Origin of the sequence: Natrinema caseinilyticum (assembly GCF_024227435.1) — an archaeon.
Taxonomy (GTDB): domain Archaea; phylum Halobacteriota; class Halobacteria; order Halobacteriales; family Natrialbaceae; genus Natrinema; species Natrinema caseinilyticum.
This window is the reverse complement of record NZ_CP100445.1, coordinates 1,760,069-1,784,634: the sequence shown is the minus strand read 5'-3', so window position 1 is coordinate 1,784,634 and position 24,566 is coordinate 1,760,069. Positions and strand designations below refer to the sequence as shown.

Here is a 24,566-nt window from a genome sequence, read left to right as displayed (position 1 = left end):
GGTATCGATCGCACCATCCTGATATCCGGACGACGGGAATCCGACGCAGCGAACCGAATGGTCCGGTGGCGCGTCGGTGCCCGTTCAGTACGCGGGTCGATACCAGTACCAGTAGACCGTCACCGCGAGCAAAACGACCAGTCCGCCGAGGAAGAAGAGGAGGCCGGGCGGCACGGTTCCGAACACCGCCTCTGCCGCCTCGGCGCCGCCGTCGCTCGCGTTTTGGACGCCCTCGTTTCCGGCGTCGAGTGCCGGGCCGGTCGCGCCGTCGCTCCCACCCGCGGTGTCTGTCCCCGTATTATTCGTCTCGTCGATGCTATCGATGTTGAACCCGTCGTCTCCGGCGGACGAACGTTCGCCCGTGGCGTCCGTACTGTCCGACCCCGATAGCTGTGACTCGTCTCCCGATCCGCCGGCGCTCGTTCCGTCCGATTCCGCCGGAGGCGCCCCTCCTTTCGTCGACTGTGTTCCGGTCCGCGTGAACCACCACGCGAGGCCGTACTGAACCAGGAGACTCCCGCCAGCCAGCGCGCCGACGCCGCCGATAAATCGCGAGAGCGCTTCCTTCAACTGCGTCGCCCGTGATTCGTCGCTCGTCACGATCAACGGCCCGTCCATCGTCGCGTAGACGCTCATCTCGTTCCCGCGCGAGGAGTACCACGTGTCTATCACTTCGACGAGACCGGCGTCCTCTAGATTCTCCAGGTGGTACCGCACGTTCTGGATCGACGAATCGACCGCATCGGCGATGTCGCTCGGCGTTCCGGGTTCGTCGTCGAGGCGCGCGTAGATCTGCCGGGCCGTCGTCGAAGAGAGGGCGGCGAACACCGCGTCGGCGTCCTCGCCCTCGAGGTCGACGATACGAGGGTGGCCCTCTTCGACGGCCGTCTCTGAGCGAAAGGGAAATAGACGGGCCATACCAGTTCGTTTTGTCTTTGCAATCAAACGCCTATACTCTTTTTCCTCGCTGAAAGAGCGATTTCAGCTACGGAAAACCGCCTGACGCGACCGCCAGACCGGATCGATGAACAATTCTCTTCGATAGCGGCGTTCGAATAGTAAGAATTACCCATACTGGGACGAACTCACACGCATGCGCCGAACCGAACTGGGACTCTGGATCGCGGTGGCCGTCGTCCTCGCCGGGCTCGCTGTCCCGTGGTTCCTGTGGGGATCCGGGACCGTCGTCGCCAGTCTGCCGGTGTGGCTCTGGTGGCACGTCGGCTGGATGGGACTCGCGTCGATCGTCTTCTGGGTGTTCACCAGGCGTGCGTGGGGGATCGGCATCGATCGAACCGGACCGGACTCGAGCGCGACGCCCCCTGGGGCGGCCGACGGCACCCGAAAGACGAATTCGAGGGGTGAGTCGCCGTGAACCAGGTTACGCTGCAACTCGCTATCATCGTGGGCTACCTCCTGATCGCGCTCGCGGTCGGCCTGGTCGCCTACCGACTGACCGAGCGGACCGCGGAGGACTTCTACCTCGCGAGCCGGACGCTCGGAACCGTCGTCCTGCTCTTTACGACGTTCGCGACGCTGCTGTCCGCGTTCACGTTCTTCGCGGGGCCGAACATCGCGTACGCGAACGGGCCCGAGTGGATCCTGGTCATGGGGCTGATGGACGGTATCATCTTCGCCGTTCTCTGGTACGTGATCGGCTACAAGCAGTGGTTGCTCGGCCAGCAGTACGGGTACGTCACGCTGGGCGAGATGCTCGGCGACCGCTTCGGTTCGCGGTGGCTCCGCGGGATCGTCGCGGGCGTCAGCCTGGTGTGGCTCTTCCCGTACGTCATGCTCCAGCAGGTCGGTGCGGGGACCGCGCTCGAGGCGCTGACCGAGGGGACGGTCTCGTACGCCACCGGAGCCGGGCTGATTACCGTGTTCATGATCCTTTACGTCGTCGCCGCCGGGATGCGAGGGGTCGCCTGGACCGATACGATACAGGGCGCGTTCATGCTGATCACGACCTGGGCCGCGCTGCTGTGGGTCCTCGCGGCCGTGGGCGGCCCCGGCGCTGCGACCGAGGCGCTCGCGTCGAACCCCGACACCGCCGGCTTCCTCTCGCTCGGGGGCGGCGTCTACTCGGTCCCCTGGATCCTCTCGACGGCGATCACGATCGGCTTCGGCGTCGCGATGTTCCCGCAGGTCAACCAGCGCTTTTTCGCCGCCGGCTCGCGGACCGTGATCAAGCGGTCTCTGGCCCTCTGGCCGATCCTCTGTGTCTTGCTGTTCGTCCCCTCGTTCATGCTCGGCGCGTGGGCCGCCGGCCTCGGCGTCGCGATGCCCGACAGCGGAAACATCCTCCCGGCCGTCCTCGCCGAGTACACGCCGGTCTGGTTCGCCGCGGTCGTCATCGCCGGCGCGATGGCGGCGATGATGTCCTCGTCCGACTCGATGTTGCTCTCCGGATCGTCGTACATCACGCGGGACCTCTACCGCCCGTTCGTCGACCGGAACCTCCCCGATCGCCGCGAGGACTTGCTCGCCCGCGGCGGGGTCGTGATCTTCGCAACCGCTGCCTTCATCGGAAGCCTGTTCCAGCCCGCGACGCTGTTCGAGATCGGTGAAGCCGCCTTCAGCGGCTTCGCTCAGCTCGCGTTGCCCGTTCTGCTCGCGCTCTACTGGCGACGGACGACGCGCGCCGGCATCACCGCCGGCATCGTCTCGAGCCAGCTGTTCTACATGGCGAGTCTCTTCATCGACGTCGTTCCCGGTTCCTACGCGGGCTGGACGGCCGGCATCGTCGGCATGGCCTTCGGGCTGCTCGTCACCGTCGCCGTCTCTCTGGTCACGTCGCCGGCCGCCGCCGAGCGCCGCGCGATCTACTTCGACAAGCTGGGTGCGGACTGATCGGGCTCCGAACCGGGAGAATAAACGGCGCGGCGCGTCAACGACGCGACGATGGCTATCGACCTGCCGCCCACCGTCGCGGACGACTGGCACCGCGTCGGTCGTCGAACCGACGATCGGTCCCTTTCTATCGCGACGATCACCGCCGAGACGACGGTCTTCGAACACCGGCCGACCGCCGACGCCATAGAGCGACTCCGCCCCGACGGCGACGTCCCGGCACGGTCGCTGTTCACCGTCGACGTGCGCGTCAGCCCCGCTCTCGAGACGATCGGCCTCTCGGCCGCGGACGCGCTCGAGACCGCCGCTCCCGCCGCTCGCGAGCAGTTCGTCGACACCGTAGAACGCGACGACATCACGGTCCGCGGCGAACGCGCGACCGAATTTATCGACCGGCCCGACGGCGTCGTGGGGCACCTCACCGTTCTCGAGGTCGCGTACCCGATCGATCCGTCCACCGCGTCCGAGAGCGACGACACCGCGGCCGCGACCGCGAGTATCGCCGCCGAGGCTCACGTCGCCGTCTGGCCGGCCGCCGACGCCTACGTCCTGGCCGGCGGCCTGGTCCCGCTCGAGGGACCCGACGGTGCGGACCTCCTCGCCGCTGCGCTCGACGTCGATCCGGCCCGCGACCGCGAAGTGATCGTCGATCTGTTCCGGGGGCTCGACCTCGGAGCCGCCGCTGGGGAGTCCGCGGACCTCGAGTGAGTTCGCCAGCGACTCACTCCTGGTCGGTTCCGTCGCTCTCACCGTCCGCCTTCCGACAGAGTCCCTCGAGCGTCAGCGCGCCCGCAGTGAGGCCTGCGATGGGAGTGAACCCCGATGTTGAATCTTCAGTGGTCTCACTGTCGCCGCCTTCGCCGCGACTGCTCTCGGTATCGCCTTCTCCAGTAGTGGACCCACTCACGTTCGTGTTTTCCCGGGTTTCGGTGCCACTTTCGTCCGTCTCTCGACCACGTCCGGGCTCATCACTTCCCCCGCTCTTGCTCTCGTCTTGGCGGCCATCTTCAGCATCCCCATTTCCTTCGTCGTCACGCTGACTTTCTGAACCACCGCTTCCGTTATCGTCTCCATCGCTGTCTCGTTCGTCCTCGCTCTCCTCGCTTCCGTCCTCACTCCCGTTGCTGTCTTTCTCCTCACTCCCGTTGCTGTCTTCGTCCTCGTTCGTCGCTCGGAGGGCACGAAGGCGGTCATCGTGATTATAGTCGTAGATCGTATCGGCGCTGACTGCCTCGATAGGGTTCACGTGTAGTTCATCACTGTTCCAGATCACCCACTTCTCGCTGCCGTCATCGAGATCGAACCCGACTGCACTTTTCTCGCCTTCGTACATTGCGTCTAGCGTGAAAACGAGCGTATTCCCGACAATTGCGATATTTCCGCCACCAACTACCAGATTAGTCGCTTTAAAATAGGGGCTCGTCCACGATTGATCAACCGGGTCGTCTCCAAAGTCGCTTACGAAGATCCGCGCATCGCCGGAATTGACTCTAATATCTCCCTTCGTGGCATCCAAAAAGTGTCCCTGCAAGATATCCCTTTCACCAGTCTCTGCATCTATCATGACGCTCTCTTCTGCACCGAAAGAACCGCCGAAGACTGCTGTATCGTTCGCTGTGAGATGTCCAGCTACTCTCCACGAATACGTCGTGTCTGAGGCCCATCGTTTCTCGCCCGTCATCGCATCGAATGCGACGACCGCTTTGCCGTCCTCGGTCGACGCATACACTGATCCGTTCGCGACAGGAATCGGGAGCGTCTCGAAGTGAAACGTCTCGATGTCGCTTTCATCTTCGTAGTGGCCGGACATGTCGACGTCGACGGCTTCGCACTTCCAGTCGGTCGAGCCATCAGTGGGATCGAACGCGTAGATCGTTCCATCGACGACGACGTACACCCGTCCGTATCTGATCGTCGGATCCGCGACGGGGAACACGTCCCACTCGTTTTCGTCTTCGAGCGGTTCGTAGTCGAATTCTCTGGTCCAGCGAATCGATCCGTCGGCCGCATCGAGGGCCATCAACTGGTCACCGCCGACGTAGACCGTCTCCCCGGCTATCGCCGGCGTCCCCTCGGCGGGGACCTCGTCGTTCCGCCACTTGACCGAGCCGTCGTCCGCGTCGAGGGCGTGAACACCGGTCGTCTCGACGCCAGGCCTGACGTATACCGTGCCGTCGACGACGGCGGTGCTTCCGTGCCACCTGTATTCGTCGTACGTCCACGCGACGGTGTCGGGCCTGGCGATGCCGTCCTCGGATGGGACGTATCTGCCGTTCGCCGGGTTCCCACCGTGCGACGACCAGCCAGCCGGTTCCTCGAGCAACTCCCCACCACCATCGTCGTCCGCACCGACGGACCCGAGTGACCCACCTGCCGCGAGTGCCACAGCCGTCGACAGCACCGTCCGTCGTCGGAACTCGTTCATACCGACGGCGTCTCCTTTCCGACTCCTTACTATGGTTCTGTTAGAGAGATTATGTGTGATGGATTACATTTATTCGGACCAGTCGGTCGGTTTCCGTCGAGTTTCCGGACGAATTACCTTCACAAAAAACCCGTTGTCGCTCTCGAACGAAGCTGCGAGAGGGGTATGTGGAGCGAAAAACGCCGTTTCGACGCGACGGTGATCGATTCGAAACCCGTGGTCCCTTGCAGTGACGGAAACGGACCGAACGCTACCCGTGAAAATAACTCGTACCACGTACGTCCGTCAGTGATATCGTTTTTCGGTGACGACGTCGCGGGATTCCCGGTCAGGTTCCCCACCGCTTCTCGGTCCGTCGTTTTCCGAGATCGTGATCGAGTCACAGAGCGTTCGCGAGGTGGTGACTCGGCTGGAAAGTCCGCCGACCTCGAGTGAACGCTTCTCCGCGCTATCGAAACGCGTCTGCGAAGTGTCGAAATACCTATCGCAGTCGTTGAAACGATTTACTCACCGCTCGCAGTAAAGCGGCCAGCGAAGACTCGCTGGCCGCGCCTTCGCGAGCGGGGTGTGCACTGACTTTCGACGTCTACTATAATTGACGCGGCGCATCTCTCCCGATATGGCTCGGCACAGCGGGCACGAGTATCCGGAGCTGGCGAAAACCGGCTTCCTCCTCGGACTGGTTCTGTTCGTCGTCGGAAGCGGAAGCGAACTGATCGGACACGCGCTGTTCGGATCGCTCCCGCAGTGGGAAAATACGCTCTTTGTGACCCTGATCGCCGTGGGTTTCCTCGTCGGCTTTTTCTCGCCGTTCGTCTTCGGCGTCGTCATGCCGCTCGTTGAATGAGCCGCGCCTCGACTCGGTGGTTTTGTTACGGCTCCGCCTAACTAACGACCATGCAAACGCACATCGTTCCGGTCGGCTTCGACTACGACCGGCTGATCGCGCCGCTCGTCCGCGATCAGATCGACGTCGACAGCGTCATCCTTCTCGAGGGGGCCGTCGGCAGCGAGGCCAACGTCGAATACTCCCGCCACCTCTCGAAGAAGCTCGAGACGGATTTCAAGAACCTGCTGGGTGCCCAGACGAACCGGTTCGTCCTGGAGGACGTCTACGACTACGACGAGGCCTTCGAGCAGGCGTACGAACTGATCACGGCGGAACTCGACCGGGGGAACGAGGTCTGGGTCAACGTCGCCGCCATGCCCCGGACCGTGAGCTTCGCGTTCGCGAACGCCGCTCACTCGCTGATGGTCGAGCGCCAGGAGGATCGGGAGGGGATCCACACCTACTACACCGCCCCCGAGAAGTACTTGGAGACCGAACTCGCCGAGGAACTGCGCAAACAGATCGCCCTGCTCGAGGACCTCCGCGAGGCGGAGGCGGCCGACGAGATCGAGGACACGCGACTCGCGAACCGTCTCGAGAGCGCCCGTGATCTGTTAGCCGAGTTCGACGAACGCGGAACGACGATCGGCGCGAAGGAGATTGCCGGAAAGCACATCGTCGAGTTGCCGGTGGCGTCCTTTTCGAACGTCAAACCGTTCGAGGAACTCATTCTGTACAAACTCGGCGAAGACGGCGAGTTCGATTCGGTCTCGGAACTCGCGGAGTCACTGGCTCGCGAACTCAACGAAGAGTACACCGACAGTTTCCGCTCGAAGGTCATCTACAACGTCGATCGTCTGGGTCCCGGCGGAAAGGGCTACATCGAGCGCGAAGAACACGGGAAATCCTACCGGACGCGACTGTCGCGGATCGGCGAACTGTGGGTCCGTGCCCACTCCGATAACGGCCCGTGAGAGCGTCTCGGACGGCGGAACGGACAGCCGTCCTCTCGAGGGCGCTCGATCGCAACTGAGCGGCGGCGGCGACGGAAGACGGGGTCAGAGAATGCCCAGCGTGTGGCCGAGGAAGTAGCCGCTGGCGGCGACGAACCAGCCGGTGAAGACGACGATCGTGAGCGCGAACGCCGCTTTCGGGGTCGGTCGCCCTCGTTTCAAATCCCTGAACGCGTGGTTTCGAAGGTTGTGGGTTCCGAACACGTCGACGAACAGCCAGTAGCCGTCGCCGTCGACGAGCGGATTGAGGACGAACAGCAGCCGGAACAGCTGGACGAGAATACACGAACCGAGCACGCTGTAGCCGGGAAACTGCAGTAACGCGATCGCCAGTTCCAGCGTCACGACGATATCGACGACCGGTCCGGCGAGGCTGATCCAGATTCGGACGTTGCGCGGACACTGCCAGGCGTCTCCGGTCCGCGTGATCACCGCCGGAATGACCCCGTTCAGACGCCCGATCGAAATCGACGGCTCGAAATAGGGGCGACCGGCCACGTAGTGGCCGAGTTCGTGCAGAAGCGTCGCACCGACGAAAAACGGCGCGAGGACGACCGTCTTTCCGACCGAGCCCGGCGGGCTCCAGATCGTCTCCCACTGGGCCACGATCAGCGCACAGAGGACGATCGTCACCGCTCCGGTCGCGACGAGCCGCGGCCACAGCCGAATGTCCGCGGACATCTCGAGTCGCCGTCTCTCGCCGCTGGGCTCGAGATACCCCTCATCCGCCAGCACATCGATCGCCTCGAGAACGGCGGGATCGGCTGCCGAGGGTTCTCGCTCGCCGCGGGCGAGGGCGCGGAGGGGCTCCCGGAACGCGGGATCGATTCGCTTGTAGTCACCGTTGTCGTTGCGGAGCCACAGTGTTCCACCGGTCTCGCCCCACGTGTATCCGAAGTTGCGGCGGACGTGAGCCCCGTCGTGCGTTCGGTCGGTACCGGATTCGCCATCGCCGCTCGTCGTCATGGGTCGGCGAGGAACCCCGCGAGTTCGCTCGCAACCTTCGTTCCGGCGAGTTCGTCGAACGTCGCGAACATCGGTGACGGGTTCGCTTCGAGGACGACGAAGCGATCGGCCGCGTCGACCACGTCGACGCCGGTAAACGGCAGGCCGAGCCGCTCGGCCGCACGGCAGGCCGCCCGTTCGATCTCGGGGTCGAGGGACTCGAGTCCGATTCGTTCGACGTCGTGACGTTCGCTGCGGTAATCGAGCGCATCCGAGACGATGCGAGCCGCGGCGACGACTTCGCCGTCGACGACGAAGACGCGAACGTCGTCCCCGTCGACGCGCTCTTGAAACTGAACGGGGGAGTTCGCGAGCCGCGAGAGTCTGTCGTCGTCGAGATCGTCGCTCTCGAGGTGATGTGCGTGGCCGCCGCCGCCGATCGGCTTGTAGATGACGTTCTCGACGCGGTCCGCGAAGGCCCGCACTTCGGCCGGATCGTTCGTCGAGCAGGTCTCCGGCACCGGAATCCCGGCCGCCGCGAGCGTCGAGAGCTGCCAGGGTTTGAGGGCGTGAATGCCGAGCACGTCGGGTGGGTTGATCACCCGCACACCGTCGTCCTGGAGGGACCTGATGGCCGAGAGGAGGAGGCCGCGATACTCGCGTAACTGATTGATCACCGACAGCGGTCGCTCCTCGAAGTCGGCCTCGAACTCCGGATAGCGTGGATCGAGGCCGAGGCGTCGCAAGTAGATCGTGTGGCACTCGTCGAGAATGGAACCGGTCCCGTCGATTGAAATCCGCGTTTCGTCCGCCGCCTGCCGGACCGTCGCTGGTGTCGCTCCGGGCCAAGACGACGCATCCCACAGGCTCGTTTCGACTCCACGCGATTCGAGTTCCCGCGTCACCACGTCGACCTGCGGGTCCGCTTTCGGGCCGATTAACAGGACACCCATTACGACATTATTCCGTCGCTCGAACACATAATTCTACAGGCGAATTGTATAGGTATTTCCCACCGGGAAGACGGCTCGCCGACTGTCAGGCACTTTTCGGACGCGCCTGTACCGTCCCGATCAGAACCGGTCCGCACGGGTGAGGATCGCTGTGTTCTCGCGGAGAATAAAACGGAAAACACGTCTATTGGAGGTGATATATTAACCCGGAGAAAGCTTAATATTTGTGGCCGTTGACCGCCGTCCTGTATGTCCGCAGACAATACGGATGATGTGCATTTCGTCGAAGACCTCGAAGAACGCGCGAACGCCTCCCCGATGCTTACGACGCTGGCGCTCGGCGAGGAGGGACCGGTCACGATGTCCTGTGCGGAAACCGGTTGCTAACTGCCTACCGCGAACGCGTTCGGTTTTTTCGGTCGACGCCATCGACCCCCGCGAGCGCCCCATCCGAATCGACCCGGACTGCCGAGTGAGCGGCCGATTTTGTTCTCGTCTGCATCGACGCGATCGTGCCGTCGATAGCCCGTTTTCGGCGCCGTGAGTCGCGATATTGCTTCCGTCGTGCGACGGATCGGGTTCCGGATCGAAAGCGATGACCGACGGCCTCGAGAACGAATCTTCGCCGTATCGAGCGCGCCACCCGTTCGAGACGGCGGTGTCGTCCCGGAGCAGTGGCGGCTATCCGACGACGAAAGGGCTATGACGCTTGCCGCCCGAATTGTCGGGTATGCCTGCTACCGTCGCGGCCGCGTCCGATCGCCACGACGACCCTCGTGGCGCCGTTTTCGTATCCGGGCGGACGTGACGATTCACGGGGATTCGGTCGCCTCCCTCCGACGACTTACGTCCGCCCAGGTAGGGGCTTCGGAGCCGCCGATTTTCCACCCCGTTTCGACGGATGTATTGTCGCTGACCAGCATTCACCGAGCAACGACCGCTCTATGGACGATAGTCAACCCCACAGCCTGACGACGCACCGACGACGCCCGCGACGGGCGGTGAGAGCATGAGCACGGACGCGCCGGAGCAGGAGGACGCGCCGAGTCTCGAGGGCGGATACGATCCCGACGCAGTCGAATCCCGCTGGCAACGGCGCTGGATCGACGAGGAGGTGTACGCCTACGAGGGAGACGAGCAACGGGATCCGAACACGGTCTACGCCATCGATACGCCGCCGCCGACGGTCTCGGGAAGCCTGCACATGGGGCACCTCTACGGGCACACGCTCCAGGACTTCGCCGCCCGGTTCCAGCGCATGCACGACGGCGACGTGCTCTTTCCGTTCGGCTACGACGACAACGGGATTGCGAGCGAGCGCCTGACCGAGAAGGAACTGGACATCCGCCATCAGGACTACGAACGCCGCGAGTTCCAGGAACTCTGCCGGGACGTCTGTGCGGAGTACGAGGCCGACTTCACGGAGAAAATGCAGGGCCTCGGGTGTTCGATCGACTGGAACAACACCTACAAGACGATCGAACCGCGCGTCCAGCGAATCTCGCAACTCTCCTTCCTCGACCTCTACGAGAAGGGTCGGGAGTACCGCAAGAAGGCCCCCGCGATCTGGTGTCCCGAGTGCGAGACGGCGATCTCGCAGGTCGAGATGGAAGACGACGAACGCGGCTCGCACTTCAACGACATCGCGTTCGAACTCGCGGGTGACAACCCTCCCCGCGAGGAGTTCGTCATCTCCACGACGCGTCCGGAACTCATTCCGGCCTGTGTCTCCGTCTTCGTCCACCCCGACGACGAGGAAAATCGCGATCTCGTCGGCGAAACCGCCCGCATTCCGATCTTCGGCCACGAGGTGCCGATCATCGAGGACGACCGCGTCGACATGGAGAAAGGCAGCGGGATCGTCATGTGCTGTACCTTCGGCGACCAGAAGGACATCGAGTGGTACCAGGCCCACGACCTGCCGCTTCGCGTGGCCATCGACGAATCCGCGACGATGACCGACCTCGCCGGCGACTACGAAGGCCTGTCCACCGAGGAGGCCCGCGAGGCGATCGTCGAGGACCTCGACGACGCGGGCTACCTGCGCGACCGCTGGGAGATTACCCACGCGGTGCAGGTCCACGAACGCTGTGATACGCCCGTCGAGTTCCGCGTCTCCAAGCAGTGGTACGTCGAGATCCTCGATCACAAGGATGAGTACCTGGCGGCCGGCCGTGAGATGGACTGGTACCCCGAGAAGATGTTCACTCGGTACCGCCACTGGATCGAAGGGCTCGAGTGGGACTGGCTGATCTCGCGCCAGCGCGACTCCGGCATTCCGTTCCCGGTCTGGTACTGCGAGGACTGCGACCATCCGATCGTGGCCGAGCGGGAGGACCTGCCGGTCGATCCCCTGAGCGACGACCCGCCCGTGGACGGCTGTCCGGAGTGTGGCCACGACGAGTTCGACGCCGAGGAGGACGTCTTCGACACGTGGGCGACGTCCTCGTTGACGCCGCTGATCAACGCCGGGTGGGACTGGGACGAAGAGAGCGAGACGTTCACGATGGACAACCCCGAACTGTATCCGTTCGACCTGCGCCCGCAGGGCCACGACATCATCTCGTTCTGGCTGTTCCACACCATCGTCAAGTGCTACGAGCACACCGGCGAGGTTCCATTCGACGCGACGATGATCAACGGTCACGTCTTAGACGAGAACCGCGAGAAGATGTCCAAATCGCGGGGGAACGTCGTCGAACCCGACGAGGTGCTCGCGGAGTATCCGGTCGATGCCGTCCGCTTCTGGGCGGCCAGCGCCGCCGTCGGCGACGATTTCCCCTACCAGGAGAAAGATCTCACCGCCGGCGAGAAACTCCTTCGCAAACTCTGGAACGCGTCGAAGCTCGTCGACACGCTCGCGCCCGCCGACCCCGAGGAACCCGGCGAACTCGAGGCGATCGACCGGTGGCTGCTCGCGGAACTCGACGCCGCCGTCGCCGATCTGACCGACCACCTCGAGGCCTACGAGTTCGCGAAGGCCCGCGACCGCCTGCGAACGTTCTTCTGGAACACCTTCTGTGACGACTACCTCGAAATCGCGAAGACTCGCGAAGAGAACCCATCGACCCAGTACGCCCTCCGAACCGCGCATCGAACGTTCCTCGAGTTGTGGGCGCCGTTCTTGCCGCACGTGACCGAGGAGATCTGGCAATCGGTCTACGAGACCGGCGACGGGGCGTTCGACAGCATCCACACTCGCGACTGGCCCGCCCCGCAGGGCTACGAGGCCGATCTCGAGGCCGGCGAGACCGCCATGGAGGTCATCTCGGCGCTGCGTCGGTACAAGAGCGAGAATCAGCTCCCGTTGAACGCCGACCTCGAGTCGGTGTCGATCTTCGGCCCGATCGACGGCTTCGAGGACGCGATTCAGAACGTGATGCACGTTCGGGATCTCACCGTACTCGCGGAACCCCCGGAGATCACGACCGCCGTCGCGTCGATCGACCTCGACTACTCGACGCTCGGACCGAGGTACGGCTCGAAAGTCGGCGACATCGACGCCGGAATCGAGAGCGGCGAGTACGAAATCGACGACGACGAAAGCGTGCTTCGAGTCGCCGGCGAGGAACTCGAAGCGGACCTGTTCGAGGTCGAACTCGAGCGAACCTACTCGGGCGAGGGCGAGATGATCGAGACCGAGTCGGCGGTCCTCATCCTCGAGTAGTCGTCCCGTCGCGCGTCGAGCGATCACCGTTCGAGCTTCCGTCCCGACGCGCGGCGGTTCGGCGTCGAGAAATCCGATTTTACCGTGTCGAGTCCCGAACGCCCGCGTCTCGTGATGTCGGATTCGACTACAATTCGACGAACGTCGTATTTCGGCGATCGGTGGAGTATCACACTGCCGAGTAATTCTCCCTTTGTGTCGATATGGCTTCGAGTGCCGAGAATATGTTGCATATATCGTGAGTTGCAGAAAGGTTATGACTGCATGTTCGAAGAGGTGAGTGTGCTCTGCTGAAGTTGGATCGAGCCGATGCGTTGCTCGCCGTCGCGTAAGCCGAGTACAGAGCACCCATGAAGACAGATATCTCAGACGCCGACGTCTCCGGAACCGATGTCACGCTCCCCTCGAACACGGTATTCGAGCTGTTGCTGGACGAGCAGCGCCGGTATGCATTATATTACCTGTCACGGAAAGTGGGCGCCGTGACCATCGAGGAACTGACCGAGCGGATCGCCGACCGAGACGAAAACCCGACCCCCGAACGCGTCGAGCAAATCACGGTCGAGTTCCACCACAACCACCTTCGAAAGCTCGTCGAATCGGAGGTGCTCCGATACGATGCGGACGCGGGAACGGTCGAACGCCGGGCCGCAGCCCGCACACTCGATCCCTATCTCGAACTCGCGTTCGTCGGCGACCTGTGAGAGAGATCGAACCCGTTCGAGTCGTCGGCTATCGCCGGTCTCGAGCCGCTTCGCACTTTTTAACCCGGATCGAGAGCGCGAGAAAGAGCGCCAGAAGGACGAACGTCACTTCACCGGCGGCGATCGCGCCCAGCGCGTCGGCCCCGAGGAACAGGGGTGTGTCCCGCGAAACGGGGATGATCGTGTGGTGTAGGCCGCCGACGACGGGGACGAAGTAGTCCACGATCAGGTTGCTCCAGTACCAGAGCGAAGCGACGGCGACGGCCCAGATCGGAAAGTCACTGATCCGATAGAGGACCAGAGCCTGGACGACCATCGCGAGGTGACTCCAGAAGAGAAAGTGGTACATCCACACGGGGAGGTAGGTGTAGGAATCGGCGAACACGAGTAACGTGTAGGGCGTCCACAATCCGAGCACGATGTTACCGAAAAAGGCCAGCGCCGTCATCCACGGCTGTTCCCGTCCCACTTTCCAGGCCCCGATCGCCAGCGCGACGAACAGGGTCGCGAGCGGACTGTCCGGAACCCAGGGCCACATCACGACGGCCGTTCGGCCTAACTGCGGGCCGTAGTACCAGAACCCGAACGCCGTTCCGGCGAGGTTGATCGCCACGACGAGCCAGGCAAATCGCAGCCCCAGGTCCTCCAACGTGTGCGGCACGGGCGCGAGATACGCCGGTAGCGACTCGCGGTCGCCACCCTCGCGATCAGCCATCCGAGTCGACGCGGTCATCGTCCGGCGCGACGGACGGGACCCGCAAAACAGTAGCGGTTGCGTCCCCGGCCGTCGGCCATCCCGTACCACTACGGCCACCCCCGTCGTAGCCGCGGGTATGACCACCGGCGCCTCGGCCGCAACTCCAGTCGGCGAACGGACGCGAACCAATCTCTCGACCGGTCACGTCGTCGAACTGCCGCTCGAACTCTCGTTCGCGATGGGCGGCGTGACGGTCCCCGCGCGCCGCAGCAGACTCGAGGCGATCCTCCCGGACGCACTGTCATCGCTCGCGATCGCGCCCGGCGTGGGCTGCGTCGCCCTCGTCGGGATTCAGTACCATCGGGTCGGCGGTGGGGAGACGGACTCGTCGCAGTTCGAGCCCTACGACGAGTTCGCCCTCATCGTCCCGGCGGTCCACGGCAGCCGAACCTCCCTCCCGCTGGCACAGCTTGCGGACGGTGCGATCGGCGGGTACGTTCACTGGCTCCCCGTTACGACCGAGGCTTCGGTCGCGCTCGGTCGCGAACTCTGGGGGTACCCAAAGGAGCGGGCCGACATCACCGTGACCGACGGGCCGACCGGTGTCCGTGCCGTCGTCGATGGTGGGCGCTACGGCGGCGACGAGGCCGTTCGACTCGAGGTCGCTCGACCACGAACAGACGCTCGAGCGCGCGAGTGGACGATGCACAGCTACACGGTGAAAGACGACGACCTCCTGCGGACGCCGGTCCACGTCAGTGGCGATGTGGCGATCGGGTTCGGCCCCTCCGTCGGCACCCGACTCGAGGTCTCTTCGACCGTGCGACGGGAACTCGGACTCCGGCAGCGGTCGCTGGGGAGGATGTACGGTGCGCACGTTCGGGCGCGCCTGCACGAGGGTGAGCGGATCGCCCACCGACGGGGATGAAGCGACGACTCGCGTCGCGGCAAATACCGGCTGTTTGATTTACCAGTGAGTGGGCTCCGACCGGTGCGAGCGAGCCGTGTTCGACCGTTTTCGGCGACTGCGGCTGGATCGCCTCCAAAGAACACGCGTAAGTGCTGTGGCACCTAACCGCGCAGTATGGCCGAGAACACCGATCTCGAGGAATTGCGACGCGGAACGGAACTCGTCAAGCGCGGGTTCGCGCGGATGCAGAAAGGCGGCGTCATCATGGACGTCGTCGACCCCGAACAGGCGCGCATCGCCGAAGACGCCGGCGCGGTTGCCGTCATGGCCCTCGAGGCCGTCCCTGCGGACATCCGCAAGCGCGGCGGCGTCGCCCGGATGGCAGACCCCGCAGACGTCGCGGAGATCGTCGACTCCGTCTCGATCCCCGTCATGGGGAAGGCCCGCATCGGCCACACGAAGGAAGCGCAGATCCTCGAGGCCGTCGGGGTCGACATGATCGACGAGAGCGAGGTGCTGACGCCCGCCGACGACGCCTACCACATCGACAAGCGCGACTTTACCGCGCCGTTCGTCTGTGGCGCGCGCAACCTCGGTGAGGCGCTGCGCCGAATCGACGAGGGCGCGGCGATGATCCGCACCAAAGGCGAGGCCGGCACCGGTGACGTCAATCAGGCCGTCCATCACCAGCGCACCATCAAGGGCGCCATCCGCAAACTCGAGGGGATGAGCCACGAGGAACGCGAAGCCTACGCGCGCGAGATCGAAGCGCCCGCGGATCTGGTCCACGAGACCGCCGACATGGGCCGGCTCCCGGTGGTCAACTTCGCGGCCGGCGGCATCGCGACGCCCGCCGACGCAGCTTTGATGATGCACCACGAGTGCGACGGCATCTTCGTCGGCAGCGGCATCTTCGGCGCGGAGAACCCGCCCGCGATGGGCGAGGCCATCGTCGAAGCGACGACCAACTGGGACGACCCCGCGGCGCTCGCCGAAATTTCGAAGAACCTCGGCGAGGGGATGAAAGGCGACGCGAACGTCGACCTGCCCGACGAGGAGAAGCTGCAGGGTCGCGGCGTCTGAGGACCGGCGGGACGTCTTTTCGGTTCGATACTGGGAACGAGCGATCGACCAGCAAGCGCGTGCGTTTTCTCCGAGCGAAGCGTCTCGACGGTATGAATCAGGCACAGTCCCCGACCAGCGTCGAGCAACTCGTCGACGGCCTCTTCGCGGGGACCGAGCGATTGCTCCGGGAACTCGAGACCGACGCATCGGACGAAACGCTCGCGGCGACGGTGGCGGAACTCCTGGACGTCGTCTCGGCAGTCGACGACCTCCTCGAGACGATCGATTTCGAGCGGCTGCCCGAGGCGGTCGAGATATCGGCGCTGCCCGACCTCGTCGAATTCGACGCGCTTCCGGACGCGATCCGCGAGCGGAATCCCGATCCGGCACTGGATCTCGGTCGTCTGGAGGACGTGATCGTCCTGCGAGAACTGTGGAACACCGTCGACGTCGTCGATTTCAGTCGCGAGTTGCGCCGGTTGAAGCGCGAACTCGAGGACGTCGTCGGCCCCGGCGCGTTCGAGTCGGCCGACGACACGGCGGCCGTCACCGACGTCGAAACCTACATCGAGGACATCCAACCGGATGCGGCCAACGCAGCGTTTCAACAGGCGGCGAAACAAAGTGCGACGGTGGCACGAAACGGTCTCCTCGAAGCCCATTCGGAGTTCGAAACGCTGTACGTGACGACGCAACGCGGCCGGGAACCGGCCTCGAATAATTCGACTGCCGTCTCGACGGCGCCCCCGGGCCCGCTTCCGGCCGGCGTCTCCGCGAGCGTCTCGACCGTCCCGACGAACGTTCGACAGGCGAGAGTCGATGCCATCCCTCGAATCTACGGTCGACGCTGGCGGACCACCGCGAGGAGGCGGTGATACCGGCCCGAGGACGATCCCGACCGTCACGACCGCGTCGCCAGAACGAACGACAGGAACAACAGATAGGTCGTCAGCGAACCGATCCCCGCCGAGAGAATACTCGAGGGGGCGACCACGATTCCGACGCCGACGATCGCGAACGCGCCCGCGAGCGTCCCCGCCTGTACGACCGGTCGGTCCCAGTAGTGGCGGACGGTTTCGCTGTGACTGAACGCGACGGCTTCGAAACCGAGCGTCCCCAGGCCGCCGATCGCGACGAACGGAACCGAAAGCGGCGCACTCGCGGCGACGAGGCCGCCGCCGAACGCCGCGAGTGTGATCACCGCGAGGACGCCATCGGTTCTCTCGCTCATCGACTCAGCGGTACAGTCGCGCGCCCTCTCCGATGGCGGTTTGGTACGCTCGACTCTCGACGCCGACCGCGTCGAATGCGTCCACCATCGCCGAGGCGATCGCTCGCTGGTTTCGCCGGTGACAGACCGCCAGAATGCCCGGCCCGGCACCACTTACCGTCACGCCGGTCGCGCCCGCCTCGAGAGCGGCGTCGCGAACCCGCTCGTAGCCGTCGATCAGGGCGGTGCGCTCGGGCGTGACGATATCGTCGCACATACCCTTTCCGACGAGTTCGGGGTCGTTCCGGGTCATGCCGACTGTTAGCGTGGCGGCGTTGCCGACGGTATCGACGACCTCCTCGAGTGGGGCCGACCGGGGCACTACGCCGCGGGCGTCGCGCGTCGATACGGACATCTCGGGGAGACAGGCGACGACGGGGACTGCGGCGTCGACCTGCGTGACGCCGTCGTCGGTGACGATGGTAAATCCACCGAGCAGCGAGGGGGCGACGTTGTCCGCGTGTGCTTCTCCCGAGACGAGCGCCTCGCCTTCGGCCGCGATCGGGACGAGTTCCTCCCGTGAGCGACCGCGGTCGTACAGCGCGTTCAGCGCGACGGCTGCCGCGGCCGCGCTCGCGGCCGACGATCCGAGTCCCGACGAGGGCCGAACGCCCTTGTCGATCCGAATGTGAGCCGGCGCATCGAGCGCTTTTGCAACCGCACCGACGGTGTTCTTCGCGGGATCTTCGGGAATGTATTTGCTGCCCGCGCCGGTCACCGTGATCGTCGTTTCCTGGGCGCGCTCGACGCGGACGACGTCGGCGGGCGTTCCGAGAGCGACGCCGAAGACGTCGAAGCCACTCCCGAGGTTCGCACTCGTCGCGGGCGCCCGCACGGTGAGCATGCCGGTTCCTTCCGAGACTGCGGTCAAAAAGGTAGCGAACGAAGCCGATGCCACAGCGCGACGAGAACGCGTCGTCGCTTCCCGGCCGATGTGGGCTGGCGGCGGTCAACTCGAGTGCTATCGTCGATTCGGGACGTCCGAACCGCGAGCGCAGTTACTCGTCTTCGGTGGTCGCGCCGAACGTGAACACGTCCTCGCTTTCGGTCCTGTCGGCATCGTCGCCGTCGTCGTCTCGTTCCACGTCGTCGGCCGCATCCGACTCGTTGCCGCCCGCCCAGGTGGTCCCCTCATTACCGTCGTCGCCGAAAGCGGCCGATTCTCGCTCCTCGTCGGATTCCGGTGACCCGGTGGTGTCGTCTCCGTCGTCGACCGGATCCATCGGGAGGGCTGCCGTCTCGTCGCTGTCGGTAGTCGGGGACTCCGTCGACGTTCCGGGATCGGCGTCGCCGTCGTCCTGTTCGTCGGCCGCCGGCATCTCCGCGGCTTCGTACGACGGCTCTTCGCTCGCAGGCGTCCCGGACCCGAACGATCCGGTCCCCGAATCGCCCGCGAACGCGTCGTTCGTCGGCTGGCTCCCGTCGTCCGTCTCGTCGATTCTCTCGCTCGGATCGAGTTCGAACGCGTCTGACGGCTCGTCGGCGTCACCCATGTTGGGAGTTCCTTCCGTAGCACCCTGTCGGGCGTCGACGTCGTCCCCGAACGTGATTCCCGGGCCTCGATCGTCGGCTTCGTCGTCGGCACCGTCGACGTCGAATTTCGTTCCGCCCGCCGCCAGCTCCTCGTCGACGTCGAACGACGACCCGAGATCGACGTCCGCGCGGTCGACGTCGGTGTCGAACCGATCGAGCGCTTCGGAGAGCTGTGCTGCCTGCTGGGACAGGTTCGACGCGGACTTCGTCACTTCGGTCAGTGCGGTCGTCTGCTCTTCTGCCGCTGCAGCGACGTTTTGGGCTTCGGCGGTCGTCTCTTCGGAAATCGTCGCCGCGCCGTCGACCATCGAGACGACTTCCTGGGTCGACGCCGCTTGCTCTTCCGTCGCCGCGGAGATCTCCTGGACGCCCACGTTGGTTTCCTGGGCGAGTTCGGCGATTTCTTCGAGCGCGGTGACCGCCGCCTGAACCTGCTCGCTCGCGTCTTCGATATTGGAACTCGTCCCTTCGACTTCGGCGGCGGACTCTTCGGTCCGTTCGCGGATCGCCTCGAGCCGGTCTTCGGCCTCGTCGGCCGCGTCGGCGACGTCTTCGGAGAGGGCCTTGACCTCCTTTGCCACGACGGAGAATCCTTCGTCGTCGCTGCCCCCGCCCTGGGAGCGGGAGGCCTCGATGTTCGCGTTCAGTGCCAGCATGTTCGTCTGGCGCGCGATTTCCGAAATCGAGTTGATCAGTTCGTCGATCTGTTGGACCTCCTCTTCGAGCCGACGCATCTCGTCGACGGCGTCGCTGGCTTCGGTCTCGATCCCGTCCATGGCGGCGATAGCCGCCTGAGCGGCTTCTTGCCCCGCTCGCCCGGTGTCGACGGTCCGTTCGGCGATGTCGGCGACCTCGTTCGAGGACGCGGCAATCTCTTCGGTCGTGGTCGAGAGACCGCTCATCTCCTGGTTGACCGACTGCAGCGAGTCGTTCTGTCGGTCCGCGCCGTCGGAAATCTCTTGGACCGATTCCGTGACCTGCTGCGAGGCGGATCTCACTTCCTCGCTCGAGGCGGTCACCTGTTCGGAGGCGGTCGCGACGTCGGTCGCGAACCGGTTGAGCTCGGCGATTGTCTGTTCGATTTCGTCGAGCATCTCGTTGAAGTCCTCCCCGATCTGTTGCATCTCCTCGTTCTGGCTTTCGACCGTCGCGCGGGCGGTGAGGTCGCCGTCGGCGGCCCGACCCATGACCGAACAGTACTCGGCAGCTTTGTCCTCCAGGTGGTCGTTGAGTTCCTGGACGCGCTTGCGCTCGCGTTCGGCTTCTTCGCGTGCGGTTTCGGCTTCCTCGATCTGTTTACGGAGCGTATCGCGCATCGAATCGAATCCGTTGTAGAGCCGACCGATGTTGTCGATTCGCTCCGTCTCGAGGTCGACGCTGAGATTTCCGTTCTCTATCTCGCTGGCTCTGTCGGTGAGACGGTCGATCGAAGTGGCCGTGTTCCGGCCGAGGACGGCACCGACCATGCCGACCATGAACACACCGAGGATCGTCGCGAGGATCCCCCATTCTCTGATGTTGTTGACGTACCCGAGCGCCTGGCTGGACGGCTCGTGGCTCACGACGACCCAGTCAGTTCCGAAGACGCGTGCGGCGCTCGTGACGTACTCGTCGTTGTCGAAGGTGTAGGCATCGGTCCCGAACGACAGCGCCGATCCGGGGACGTCTTGGGTGGTAGCGCCTTCCGTCCGGGCTTCGCTCAGAAGGCTTTTGTCGCCACCGTAAGAGACTCCGAGCGTCTCGGTGCTCGTATCGGAGCCGCGGTTGTCCAGCATGACCTCGTTGTCGCTATCGACGACCATCGTCGTGACGTCCTCCTCGTCCTGAAGCTGGTTCGAGTACGCCTCGAGATTGGCGGTGTAGATGACTGCACGGTTTTCGTTCTCGGCCGTGATCTGGACGTACGTGACGACGGTGGTATTCTGACCGAACTCACCCTGTGCGGTGTAGGCGTCCGAGACCCAGGGGACGGTCTGCGATGCCTGCGAGAACGCGTCGCCAGGGACGTTCTCGAGTTCGCTGGTCGAGGCGCCGCGGTACGCCTCGTTCGTACTGGCACTCACCGTCCCGCTGTCCAAATTCACATAAGAAATATCGAACGTATCCGTATCGAGGTGTTCTTGCCAGTCGAGGAAGCGTCGTTGTATCGCCCCCGAATCGTCACTGGCGACGACGTCGGACCTGACGATCATCCCGGTCGTATGTTCGTTCTGTTCGTTCCACATCTGCAGACTTTGTGCCTCCTGGCTAACGGACGAAGAGTGGTCGCTCTCGACTCGATCTTCGACCTGGTTTGTGATAGCTGCGGTCGCAGCGTATCCAATCAGACCGACAGAGATCCCGAGAATCACTAACGCGATCCCGAATTTGACCGCGTACCTGCGTCGGATAGCTGTCGGCACCAATCGTCGAACAAAATCCATGGATACGTCACGCGTATTTTCGTCACTACATAAATTGTCATCCACAGTTATCGAAGCTGATAATCGGGTGCGGGCTGGATTCCTTATATTAATGCCGACAGCGGCTGACCGTTTCTAATGACCGCGACTGGCCGCGGAAAAATTTACAATTCCCGGTGGGCCGCCGACTTAATGATTTCTGGCCGACAATTATCTGACTTGGTAATATTTTGCATAATTTTCTAGTACCTTCTTCGCAAGGATTAAGAAATAGAGGCTGAAACGACCGCTCGAGATGGACGATTTCGAACCCGGAAGCGGGAACGCAGGGGATTCCGCGCAGTCAGATAACCGACGCGGTCTCGACCGCCGTCGAGTGCTGAAAACGACGGCTGGTGGAACGGTCGGTCTCTCGTTTGCGGGCTGTCTCAAAACTGCGGGGTCTATCATTACGGGCGCCGACGCCGACCCGGTCACAGTCGGGGTTCTCGCACCCAATCCGGGAAGCAACGCGACCGGACGGTCGATCGTCGAGGGTGCCAGGATCGCCCGCAACCAACTCGAGGACAACGGCGGCATCGACGGCAGGGACGTCGAACTGGTCGTCGGCGACACGAACTCGAGTCCGCTCGAGGCGCGTCGGCAGTACCAGCGACTCGTCCTCGAGGAGGGAGCGGACGTCACGGTCGGCGTCGCCACGAGCGAGGCTCTTGTCGCGCTGATGGACGACATCGCCGAACAGCAAGTCCCCCACCTGACGGCGGGGTCTGCGACGACGGCGGCCAGCCGTCTGGTGAACGAGCAATACGAGAAGTACAAGTATCATTTCCGCGTCGGCCCGCTCAACGACGTGAACCTCGGCGAGACTCAGGTCGACTTCCTGGCCGATATGAGCGGCCAAATCGGCTGGGACTCGGTCGCCATTCTCGTCGAAGACTACGAGTGGACGAAGAACCTGTGGGACGTGTACCAGAACCGTCTGGGTGACACGCCCGTCGACGTCACGATGTCGCAGCGGTACCCGCCCGCGACCGACAATTTCTCCACGATCTACGACGAGGTCGAAAGGTCGGGGGCCGACGCCGCGGTCATTTCGGCCGCCCACACCGGGACCGACGCCGTACTGGACTGGGGCCCGGCCGAGCGAAAATTCGCCTTCGGCGGGATCCACGTGCCGATGCAGCTATCGTCGTACTACGGGATGGTCGACGGTGCGTGCCGCTATGCGGTCGGGTACGCCTTCGCGACACCGGAAAGCAAGAACACGGACAAGACCCAACCGTTCCTCGAGACGTACCAGGGCAGGAACGACGGGGCCGCGCCCGTCTACACCGGCTATATTTCGTTCGACGCCGTGAGACTGTTCGCGAAGGCCGTCGAAGGGGCCGGCACGCTCGACCCCGACGAACTCGTGAACGAACTCGAGGGAATCTCCGTTACCGGGACGACCGGAACGATCGAATTCCACGGTCCCGACCACAAACACGCCCACGACGTCATCTACGGGAAAGAAAACATCCACCCGCTGTACTACCAGTGGCGTGAAGGCGACGACGGAGCCGGTGTCCAGAAGACGATCTGGCCCGATACCTACGAGACGACCGACTACGTCGATCCTGACTGGCTCTAAGGGCGGCTAGCTTCATCGGTTTCGACTGCCTCTCAGGACGTCACCCGCTGTCTCTGCCGGCGGAAAGACTGGGCACATTTTTGTTACTATCTGACACCTTGGATTACTACAGAGAACCACCAAAAAATATTCACTTGAACGTATCTATTTGAAGTACTTTTTCTTCGCTCGATTCATCCGTCTGCACGGTATTTCGGCGCTCTTCCTCCCGATTCCGATCGGTCTTGTCAACTTGCCCCAAAGGTTAAGCTGGTTAAGTTAGAATGAATTGGCAGAATGACTGAACGTAATGGGTCGGATAACGGGAAGGGAGTGCCCGAGCGAACGGATCGCGGGAACGATCTCAAACGACGACACTACCTCACGGCTGCCACCGGTGCGGCGAGTCTATCTGTTGCGGGCTGCTTGGAGACTGTCGGATCCATCTCCGGCGGAAGCGGCGGCGAGGGTCCGATCACGGTCGGCGTGTTAGCACCCAATCCGGACAGCGATTTCATCGGCCGATCGATAGTGCGCGGCGCCGAGATCGGCGTCAAACACGCCAACGAGAACGGCGGGATCGGGGGCAGAGACGTCGAACTGGTCGTCGGGGACACGAACTCGAGCCCGCTCGAGGGGCGCCGCCAGTACCAGCGGCTCGTCCTCGAGGAGGGAGCGGACGTCACGGTCGGCGTCTTCACCAGCGAGGTACTCGTAAACATCATCGACGATATTGCCGAGCAGGAGACGATTCACCTCACGGCGGGTGCGGCGACGACGAAGGTCAGTCAGCTGGTAAAAGAGGAGTACGACAAGTACAAGTACCACTTCCGGGTCGGGCCGAACAACGACTACGACCTCGGTCGGAATCAGATCGACTTCGTCGATGCGATGGCTCCGAAGGCCGGCTGGGAGTCCATCGCAGTCATCGCCGAGGATTACGAGTGGACGAAGAAACCGTGGGAGGTGTACCAGGATCAACTCCCCGAGACGGACCTCGACGTCGCACTGGAGCGACGCTATCCGCCGGCGACCGACGATTTCTCGTCCCTCTACAACGACGTCCAGGAATCGGGCGCAGACCTCGCGTTCATATCCACGGCCCACACCGGAACCGCCGCGCTGCTCGACTGGTCGTACCCGAACCGTCCCGAACAACCGCCTCAGCCACAACCGTTCGCCTTCGCCGGCATCCACGTGCCGATGCAACTCCCGGCGTACTACGACCTGGTCGATGGAGCGTGTCGATTCGCCGTCACCCAGACCAGCGCGACGCCGACCAGCGAAATCACGTCGAAAACGCAGCCGTTCGTCCAGGACTACCAGGCCCAATTCCAGGGATCTAACCCGGTCTACACGGGATACCATGCGTACGACGCGGTCGACCTGTTCGCCCACGCCGTCGAAGAGACCGGGACGCTCGATTCGGACGAACTGATCGCCTTCCTCGAGGACGTCTCGTTCGACGGAAGCGCCGGGACGGTCGCGTTCTACGTAAAGGATCACGACTACCCCCACGACCTCACGTACAACGTGAAAGACAACGTCTACTTCCAGTGGCAGGAAAACGACGACGGCGAGGGCGTCCAGGAGATCGTCTGGCCCGAAAAGCACGCGACGACGGAGTACGTTACGCCGCCCTGGCTCTGAGGGGACCGATCGGTCCGGTACCGGTTCGATCCGCCTCGAGTTCG

The 24,566-nt window shown here is 63.7% G+C and carries 21 protein-coding genes; 13 read left to right on the top strand and 8 right to left on the bottom strand.

The window, feature by feature from the left end; all coding sequences use genetic code 11:
- Positions 1-84: 84 nt before the first annotated feature.
- Positions 85-918, bottom strand: coding sequence for an ArsR/SmtB family transcription factor (locus NJT13_RS08700; RefSeq protein ID WP_254525164.1), 834 nt, complete (start codon positions 916-918; stop codon positions 85-87).
- 175 nt (positions 919-1,093) lie between these two features.
- On the opposite strand from NJT13_RS08700, the gene NJT13_RS08695 reads away from it, so the two are divergent.
- From NJT13_RS08695 to NJT13_RS08685, 3 genes are read left to right on the top strand one after another with little or no spacing between them, the layout of a single operon-like run.
- Positions 1,094-1,375 carry a DUF3311 domain-containing protein gene (locus tag NJT13_RS08695; protein ID WP_254525163.1) on the top strand — a complete coding sequence of 94 codons (282 nt, stop codon included), beginning with the start codon at positions 1,094-1,096 and terminating at the stop codon, positions 1,373-1,375.
- Positions 1,372-2,850, top strand: coding sequence for a sodium:solute symporter family protein (locus NJT13_RS08690; protein ID WP_254525162.1), 1,479 nt, complete (start codon positions 1,372-1,374; stop codon positions 2,848-2,850). Before NJT13_RS08695 ends, NJT13_RS08690 begins: the two co-directional genes overlap by 4 nt.
- Before the next feature lie 51 nt (positions 2,851-2,901).
- A complete protein-coding gene (locus NJT13_RS08685; protein WP_254525161.1) occupies positions 2,902-3,558 on the top strand; it encodes a DUF6517 family protein in 657 nt (218 codons plus the stop codon).
- Between the two features lie 13 nt (positions 3,559-3,571).
- On the opposite strand, the gene NJT13_RS08680 is transcribed toward NJT13_RS08685, so the two are convergent.
- Positions 3,572-5,275 (bottom strand): outer membrane protein assembly factor BamB family protein, encoded by a 1,704-nt coding sequence (locus tag NJT13_RS08680; RefSeq protein ID WP_254525160.1) that lies wholly within the window; start codon positions 5,273-5,275, stop codon positions 3,572-3,574.
- A gap of 619 nt (positions 5,276-5,894) precedes the next feature.
- Between NJT13_RS08680 and NJT13_RS08675 the strand changes: the two genes are divergently transcribed.
- Complete coding sequence (locus NJT13_RS08675; protein ID WP_254525159.1) at positions 5,895-6,122, top strand: DUF7860 family protein; 228 nt, start codon at positions 5,895-5,897, stop codon at positions 6,120-6,122.
- 50 nt (positions 6,123-6,172) lie between these two features.
- Positions 6,173-7,078 (top strand): HFX_2341 family transcriptional regulator, encoded by a 906-nt coding sequence (locus NJT13_RS08670; RefSeq protein ID WP_254525158.1) that lies wholly within the window; start codon positions 6,173-6,175, stop codon positions 7,076-7,078.
- A gap of 84 nt (positions 7,079-7,162) precedes the next feature.
- Here NJT13_RS08670 and NJT13_RS08665 read toward each other — a convergent pair whose 3' ends face one another.
- Both NJT13_RS08665 and NJT13_RS08660 read right to left on the bottom strand, forming a co-directional pair.
- Complete coding sequence (locus tag NJT13_RS08665) at positions 7,163-8,083, bottom strand: zinc metalloprotease (protein ID WP_254525157.1); 921 nt, start codon at positions 8,081-8,083, stop codon at positions 7,163-7,165.
- A complete protein-coding gene (locus tag NJT13_RS08660) occupies positions 8,080-9,015 on the bottom strand; it encodes an ATP-grasp domain-containing protein (protein ID WP_254525156.1) in 936 nt (311 codons plus the stop codon). Before NJT13_RS08660 ends, NJT13_RS08665 begins: the two co-directional genes overlap by 4 nt.
- A 249-nt stretch (positions 9,016-9,264) precedes the next feature.
- Here NJT13_RS08660 and NJT13_RS08655 point away from each other — a divergent pair, with 249 nt between their 5' ends.
- From NJT13_RS08655 to NJT13_RS08645, 3 genes are all read left to right on the top strand, one after another.
- A complete protein-coding gene (locus NJT13_RS08655) occupies positions 9,265-9,402 on the top strand; it encodes a hypothetical protein (RefSeq protein WP_254525155.1) in 138 nt (45 codons plus the stop codon).
- Positions 9,403-10,024: 622 nt separating this feature from the next.
- The gene (locus tag NJT13_RS08650) at positions 10,025-12,682 is read left to right on the top strand and encodes a valine--tRNA ligase (protein ID WP_254525154.1); all 2,658 of its coding nucleotides are present in this window, start codon (positions 10,025-10,027) and stop codon (positions 12,680-12,682) included.
- Between the two features lie 350 nt (positions 12,683-13,032).
- Complete coding sequence (locus NJT13_RS08645; RefSeq protein ID WP_254525153.1) at positions 13,033-13,386, top strand: DUF7344 domain-containing protein; 354 nt, start codon at positions 13,033-13,035, stop codon at positions 13,384-13,386.
- 28 nt (positions 13,387-13,414) lie between these two features.
- Here NJT13_RS08645 and NJT13_RS08640 read toward each other — a convergent pair whose 3' ends face one another.
- Complete coding sequence (locus NJT13_RS08640; RefSeq protein WP_254525152.1) at positions 13,415-14,119, bottom strand: DUF1405 domain-containing protein; 705 nt, start codon at positions 14,117-14,119, stop codon at positions 13,415-13,417.
- Between the two features lie 100 nt (positions 14,120-14,219).
- Here NJT13_RS08640 and NJT13_RS08635 point away from each other — a divergent pair, with 100 nt between their 5' ends.
- The 3 genes from NJT13_RS08635 (at position 14,220) to NJT13_RS08625 (ending at position 16,933) form a co-directional block, all read left to right on the top strand.
- Positions 14,220-15,011, top strand: coding sequence for an acetoacetate decarboxylase family protein (locus tag NJT13_RS08635; RefSeq protein ID WP_254525151.1), 792 nt, complete (start codon positions 14,220-14,222; stop codon positions 15,009-15,011).
- 156 nt (positions 15,012-15,167) lie between these two features.
- Positions 15,168-16,076 (top strand): pyridoxal 5'-phosphate synthase lyase subunit PdxS, encoded by a 909-nt coding sequence (gene pdxS, locus NJT13_RS08630; RefSeq protein WP_254525150.1) that lies wholly within the window; start codon positions 15,168-15,170, stop codon positions 16,074-16,076.
- 92 nt (positions 16,077-16,168) lie between these two features.
- The gene (locus NJT13_RS08625) at positions 16,169-16,933 is read left to right on the top strand and encodes a hypothetical protein (protein ID WP_254525149.1); all 765 of its coding nucleotides are present in this window, start codon (positions 16,169-16,171) and stop codon (positions 16,931-16,933) included.
- 26 nt (positions 16,934-16,959) lie between these two features.
- Here the strand turns inward: NJT13_RS08625 and NJT13_RS08620 are convergent, their stop codons facing one another.
- The 3 genes from NJT13_RS08620 to NJT13_RS08610 all read right to left on the bottom strand — a co-directional run bounded on the left by NJT13_RS08620 (position 16,960) and on the right by NJT13_RS08610 (position 21,284).
- Positions 16,960-17,289 (bottom strand): hypothetical protein, encoded by a 330-nt coding sequence (locus NJT13_RS08620; protein WP_254525148.1) that lies wholly within the window; start codon positions 17,287-17,289, stop codon positions 16,960-16,962.
- Positions 17,290-17,293: 4 nt separating this feature from the next.
- Positions 17,294-18,172, bottom strand: a complete 879-nt coding sequence (locus tag NJT13_RS08615; protein WP_254525147.1) for a homoserine kinase — start codon at positions 18,170-18,172, stop codon at positions 17,294-17,296.
- Positions 18,173-18,326: 154 nt separating this feature from the next.
- A complete protein-coding gene (locus NJT13_RS08610; protein ID WP_254525146.1) occupies positions 18,327-21,284 on the bottom strand; it encodes a methyl-accepting chemotaxis protein in 2,958 nt (985 codons plus the stop codon).
- 274 nt (positions 21,285-21,558) lie between these two features.
- On the opposite strand from NJT13_RS08610, the gene NJT13_RS08605 reads away from it, so the two are divergent.
- Both NJT13_RS08605 and NJT13_RS08600 read left to right on the top strand, forming a co-directional pair.
- Complete coding sequence (locus NJT13_RS08605) at positions 21,559-22,893, top strand: ABC transporter substrate-binding protein (protein WP_254525145.1); 1,335 nt, start codon at positions 21,559-21,561, stop codon at positions 22,891-22,893.
- 276 nt (positions 22,894-23,169) lie between these two features.
- Entirely contained in the window at positions 23,170-24,522 is a 1,353-nt protein-coding gene (locus NJT13_RS08600; protein ID WP_254525144.1) for an ABC transporter substrate-binding protein, read from the top strand.
- Positions 24,523-24,566 lie beyond the last annotated feature (44 nt).